7 protein-coding genes are annotated in these 4879 nt (G+C 65.9%); 3 read left to right on the forward strand and 4 right to left on the reverse strand.

Annotated features, from left to right (window positions below):
- Window positions 1-52 precede the first annotated feature (52 nt).
- The 3 genes from GPL20_RS38370 (at window position 53) to GPL20_RS38380 (ending at window position 2339) form a co-directional block, all read left to right on the forward strand.
- Window positions 53-520: a PH domain-containing protein gene (locus tag GPL20_RS38370; protein ID WP_157337907.1), complete on the forward strand. Its 468-nt coding sequence runs from the start codon at window positions 53-55 to the stop codon at window positions 518-520.
- A 14-nt stretch (window positions 521-534) separates the two neighbouring features.
- Window positions 535-1308 carry a bifunctional 2-polyprenyl-6-hydroxyphenol methylase/3-demethylubiquinol 3-O-methyltransferase UbiG gene (gene ubiG, locus GPL20_RS38375; RefSeq protein WP_167533395.1) on the forward strand — a complete coding sequence of 258 codons (774 nt, stop codon included), beginning with the start codon at window positions 535-537 and terminating at the stop codon, window positions 1306-1308.
- 131 nt (window positions 1309-1439) lie between these two features.
- Complete coding sequence (locus GPL20_RS38380) at window positions 1440-2339, forward strand: EamA family transporter (protein ID WP_157337909.1); 900 nt, start codon at window positions 1440-1442, stop codon at window positions 2337-2339.
- Between the two features lie 101 nt (window positions 2340-2440).
- Here the strand turns inward: GPL20_RS38380 and GPL20_RS38385 are convergent, their stop codons facing one another.
- The 4 genes from GPL20_RS38385 to GPL20_RS38400 form a co-directional block, all read right to left on the reverse strand.
- Window positions 2441-2923 (reverse strand): DUF1178 family protein, encoded by a 483-nt coding sequence (locus GPL20_RS38385; RefSeq protein WP_157337911.1) that lies wholly within the window; start codon window positions 2921-2923, stop codon window positions 2441-2443.
- Window positions 2920-3810 carry a carbon-nitrogen hydrolase family protein gene (locus tag GPL20_RS38390; RefSeq protein ID WP_157337913.1) on the reverse strand — a complete coding sequence of 297 codons (891 nt, stop codon included), beginning with the start codon at window positions 3808-3810 and terminating at the stop codon, window positions 2920-2922. The genes GPL20_RS38385 and GPL20_RS38390 overlap by 4 nt, the downstream gene beginning before the upstream one ends.
- Entirely contained in the window at window positions 3807-4082 is a 276-nt protein-coding gene (gene grxC, locus GPL20_RS38395) for a glutaredoxin 3 (protein ID WP_157337915.1), read from the reverse strand. Before grxC ends, GPL20_RS38390 begins: the two co-directional genes overlap by 4 nt.
- A 36-nt stretch (window positions 4083-4118) precedes the next feature.
- Window positions 4119-4879 (reverse strand): ComFC family protein (locus GPL20_RS38400; protein ID WP_246251303.1); only part of this gene is annotated, 761 nt, incomplete at its 5' end.

Here is a 4879-nt window from a genome sequence, read left to right on the forward strand (position 1 = left end):
GCAAGCGGGTTCCTGCGGGGGCAGGGTGCGGGGGAGTGGGTCAACCGAGGTCATGGCGCGTTATATCGACGAGATCCTGCAACCGGGCGAGCGGGTGCTGTATTCGACCAATGCGCACTGGATCTTCTATTTTCCGGCCATCGTGGCCTGGATCGTGGCGCTGGTCCTGTTCATCCTGTCGCGGCAAGCCACCGTCGATGGGCTCGTGCTGCTGTGTCTGGTCGGTGCCGGCCTCGTGGCTCTGGCGGCCCTGTATTGGACCGTCAAGGGCTGGTTCCATCGCTTCACCACCGAGACCGACGTGACCAATCTGCGGGTCGTGCACAAGACCGGCTTCATCAAGCGCCGCACCTTCGAGATGGCGCTGGACAAGGTCGAGAGCGTCGACGTCGACCAGACCATCCTTGGACGAATTCTCAACTACGGCGACGTGACCATTCGCGGTGTCGGCGAGGGGATCGAGACGATCAGGACCATCGCCTCGCCGCTCGCCTTCCGTAGTTCGATCACCACGCGGTAGGACCGCGCGTAACCATGAGCATGCAGCAAAATACTTCCCTCTCCGCCACCGCCCAGCCGGGTTCGACCGTCGACGCCGCCGAGATCGCGAAATTCTCGAAGCTCTCGGCGGAGTGGTGGGACCCCAAGGGCAAGATGGCGCCGCTGCACCGGATCAACCCGCTGCGGCTCGGCTACATCCGCGACGCCGCCTGCCGCAAGTTCGAGCGTAACGTGCGCAGCCTCAGCTGTCTCGCCGGCCTGCGGGTGCTCGACATCGGCTGCGGCGCGGGTCTCTTGTGCGAGCCGCTGTCGCGCCTCGGCGCGCAGGTCATCGGTGTCGATCCGTCGGCCAGCAACATCGCCGCCGCGAAGCTGCATGCCGACAAGAGCCATCTTGCGATCGACTACCGCTGCACCACGGTGGAGGAGATCGACCCGCGCGAGCGCTTCGACATCGTGCTGGCGATGGAGGTGGTCGAGCACGTCGTCGACGTCGGCGTTTTCCTGAAGCGCTGCGCCTCGATGCTGAAGCCGAACGGCCTGATGGTGGTCTCGACGCTGAACCGGAACTGGAAGAGCTTCGCGCTCGCCATCGTCGGCGCCGAATATGTCCTGCGCTGGCTGCCGCGCGGCACCCACGAATGGAACAAGTTCGTCACCCCCGACGAGCTCGCAAAATACCTGCTCGACAACCGCCTCGTCATCACCGAGCAGACCGGCGTCGTCTACTCACCCTTCGCCGACAGATGGACCCTCTCGTCCGACATGGACGTGAACTACATGGTCGTGGCGGAAGCGATGGTGTGAGCGGGATGCGATCTGTCACCTCCGGGACGACAGGGGAGTTTGTTGCGAGAGCATCGCACCCATGACGTCCACGTGATTGACCTGCTTCGCCGCTAACGGCAGGTTGGGCGAGGTCATTAGCTCCCGCCCCCATGCTCACCGTCGCCAGCCTCTGGATTCCCTTCACCGTCATTGCTGCGCTCGGCCAGGTCGTGCGCAATGCGATGCAGCGGTCGCTGACGAAGCCGCTGGGGACCTGGGGCGCGACCAACATCCGCTTCCTGTTCGGCTTCCCGTTCTCGCTGCTGTTCCTCGGCGCGGTGCTGCTCGCCACCGGCGATCATCTCGGCATGCCGCCGACCGTGTTCTGGCCATGGCTGCTGCTGGGGGCACTCAGCCAGATCGTCGCGACCGGGCTGATGCTGCTCGCGATGAACGACCGCTCCTTCGTGGTGACGACGGCGTACCTCAAGACCGAGGCGATCCAGACCGCGATCTTCGGCTTCATCTTCCTCGGCGATCACCTGACCTGGCTGAAGGTGCTGGCAATCGTGATCGCGACCGTCGGCGTCGTCATCACCGCGCTGCGGCCGGGCGGCGAGAAGAGTTTTGCGGAATTGAAGCCGACCATCACCGGCCTCGTCGCGGCCGCAGCGTTCGCGCTCTCCGCGGTCGGCTTCCGTGGCGCGATCATCAACGTGCCGGGCGTGTCGTTCGTGACGGCAGCGTCATTCACGCTGGTGCTCGGCCTGTTCGTGCAGACGCTGGTGCTGACGATCTATCTGCTCTGGCGTGCACCAGACGTGTTGCGGGGAATCCTCGGGATGTGGCGGCCGTCGATGCTGGCGGGCTTCACGGGCGCCTTCGCCTCGCAGTTCTGGTTCCTGGCGTTCGCGCTGACGGCCGCCGCCAATGTCCGCACGCTGGCGCTGATCGAGGTGCTGTTCGCGCAAGCGGTGGCGTATTACTCGTTCAAGCAGCCGATCGCGCCGCGCGAGATCCTTGGTATTGCGCTGATCGTGGCCGGCGTGGCGCTGCTGGTGGGAGTCTAGCTATTTTCGCCGTCATTCCGGGGCGCCCGGAGGGCGAACCCGGAATCTCGAGATCCCGGGTCTGGTCCTTCGGACCATCCCGGGATGACACGCTTCGCGTGTCAGTTCCGATCTTCCGGCAACGTCGGCAGCGGCGAGACCTCGATACCTTCGTCGATCAGCGACTTGGCTTCGTCCGGCGAAGCTTCGCCATAGATCGGACGGTGCTCCTTGTCGCCGTAATGCATCGCGCGGGCTTCGTTCGCAAAACGCTCGCCGACATTGTCGGCGTTCTTGACGATGTGATCGCGCAATTCCTTCAGCTTGGAACGCAGCTCGCGCTCCTGCGCCATCATCAGCGAGGTCGATCCTGACGCCGCAGCCTCGGGTGCGGCGGTCGTCGCGACGGGCTCCGGCGTGGTGGCGCGTCCGCGGCCCTTCTTGCCGACGATGCGCGGCGCCATGATCGCCTTCTCGACCTTGGCCGAGCCGCAGATCGGGCAGGTCACCAGCTTGCGCTTCACCTGCGAGTCATAGGCCGACGAGCTCTGAAACCAGCTTTCGAAGGCGTGGTTGCGGTCGCAGTGGAGTGCATAGCGGATCATGCCGATCCCCGCACCAGATGCAAATGGTCCGGCCCGGCCTTGGCGTCGGCGACGCCGAAGCGGCGGCCGTGCTGGAGCGAGGGAATCGCCCGGCGCGCCGTCTCGACCTTGGCCGGGTCGATCTTGGCCATGATGATGCCAGGCTCGACATCGCCCTCGGCGAGGATCTCGCCCCAGGGATCGATGATCAGCGAATGGCCATAGGTCTCGCGCTTGTTCTCGTGCAGGCCGGCCTGTGCCGCGGCGAAGATGAAGCAGCCGGTCTCGATCGCGCGCGAACGCAGCAGCACGTGCCAGTGTGCTTCTCCGGTCTTGCGGGTGAAGGCCGAGGGCACGGTGATGAAATACGCGCCGCTCTCGGCCAGCGCGCGGTAGAGCGCAGGGAAGCGGACATCGTAGCAAATCGTCAAGCCGACGCGCCCCCAGGGCAGGTCGGAGATCACGGCGGTTTCGCCCGGCTGGTAATTGGCGGATTCGCGATAGCTCTCGCCGTCCGGTAGCTCGATGTCGAACATGTGGATCTTGTCGTAGCTCGCGAGCACATTGCCCTCGGGCCCGATCAGGAAGGAGCGGTTGACCGCCTTCTCCGGCGAGAAGCGCAGCGCCAGCGAGCCGACATGGATGTGGATCCCCAGCTCCGCTGCGAGGGCCCGGTACGCCTTCAGCGAGGTATCATCCTCCTCGCTCTGGAGATGCTCGAACAGTGCCTTGCGGTTCAGCTGCATCATGTTGCTGACCTCGGGCGTCTGCACGTAGTCGGCGCCGTCTGCTGCTGCCTGCCGGATCAGCTTGGTGGCCTGCGCGAGGCTCGGCTCGGGCATCAGGCCGGTGCGCATCTGCACCATGGCGGCGGTGAAGGTCCGGTCCTGAGCTTGATTCTGGCTCATGAGACGGCCCTGATGTTGTCGAGCATGCCGTCGAGCTTGCCTTCGCGGTCGAGCGCATAGAGCTCGTCGCAGCCGCCGACATGAGTTCCGCCGATCCAGATCTGCGGAAAGGTCGAGCCGTCGCCGGCGCGGTCATACATGTCCTGGCGCCAGGACGGGTTCTTGGCGATATCGAACTCCGTGAACGCCGCCTTCTTGCGGGTCAGCAGCGACCTGGCGGCGGAACAATAGCCACAGCCTGGCCTCGTGTAGATCTCGACAGCAGCGGTCATGTCGTCTGGCGCCTTTCGTGTCATGAATTCAATGAATTATATGGGACGGGCGCCACTCTCGACAACCCGGGCAAAGACCAGCACGTCGACCTGGGCCGCCCTGGCGCGCAGCAAGGCCCTGGCGCAGGCATCCAGTGTCGCACCTGACGTGAGGACATCGTCGATCAGGACGATCCGCCGGCCCTGGATTTCGGCCTGACGGTCGGAAGATACCTGGAATGCGCCCTGCACGTTGGTGGCGCGCTGGGCCCGCGACAGGCCGATCTGCTGCTCGGTCGCACGCACCCGGCGCAGCACGTCGCCCCGAACCTTGACCCCGCTCTGCCGCTCGATGATCCGGGCCAGCGCCCCGGACTGGTTGTAGCGGCGCCGCCAGGCCCGACGCCAATGCAGGGGAACGGGCACCAGCATGTCGGCGCCGGTGAGCAGCTCGCCGCCCGCCCGCGCCATCCAGCGGCCCATGGCGGGGGCCAGATCGGTGCGGTCCTGGTATTTCAGCGCATGCACCAGCGTGCGCGCGACGTCGTCATAGCGCACTGCCGCGCGTGCGCGCTGGTAGGCCGGCGGGCTCGCGATCGCCTCCATCGACAGCATGTCGGGGCCGGGGTCATAAACGAAGGGAATGCCGAGCCGCGGGCAATAGGGCCGCTCGATGAATGACAGCCGCGCCCAGCAGGCCGCGCAAACGCCTTCGCCATCGACCGGCTCGCGGCAGGACACGCCCCGCGGCGGCCGCGGGTTGTCGAGCGCGAGCCGGGCGGCTCGCGACAGCACGTGCCGGCCAGCCGTCCATGCGG

The organism is Bradyrhizobium cajani, from assembly GCF_009759665.1.
In the GTDB taxonomy this organism is placed as follows: Bacteria; Pseudomonadota; Alphaproteobacteria; order Rhizobiales; family Xanthobacteraceae; genus Bradyrhizobium; species Bradyrhizobium cajani.

What these genes read in the sequence shown, in the direction of transcription:
- ubiG (WP_167533395.1), top strand. Translation starts at nt 535, where the DNA reads ATGAGCATGCAGCAAAATACTTCCCTCTCCGCCACCGCCCAGCCGGGT.
- grxC (WP_157337915.1), bottom strand. Translation starts at nt 4,082, where the DNA reads ATGACCGCTGCTGTCGAGATCTACACGAGGCCAGGCTGTGGCTATTGT.
- GPL20_RS38390 (WP_157337913.1), bottom strand. Translation starts at nt 3,810, where the DNA reads ATGAGCCAGAATCAAGCTCAGGACCGGACCTTCACCGCCGCCATGGTG.
- GPL20_RS38380 (WP_157337909.1), top strand. Translation starts at nt 1,440, where the DNA reads ATGCTCACCGTCGCCAGCCTCTGGATTCCCTTCACCGTCATTGCTGCG.
- GPL20_RS38385 (WP_157337911.1), bottom strand. Translation starts at nt 2,923, where the DNA reads ATGATCCGCTATGCACTCCACTGCGACCGCAACCACGCCTTCGAAAGC.
- GPL20_RS38370 (WP_157337907.1), top strand. Translation starts at nt 53, where the DNA reads ATGGCGCGTTATATCGACGAGATCCTGCAACCGGGCGAGCGGGTGCTG.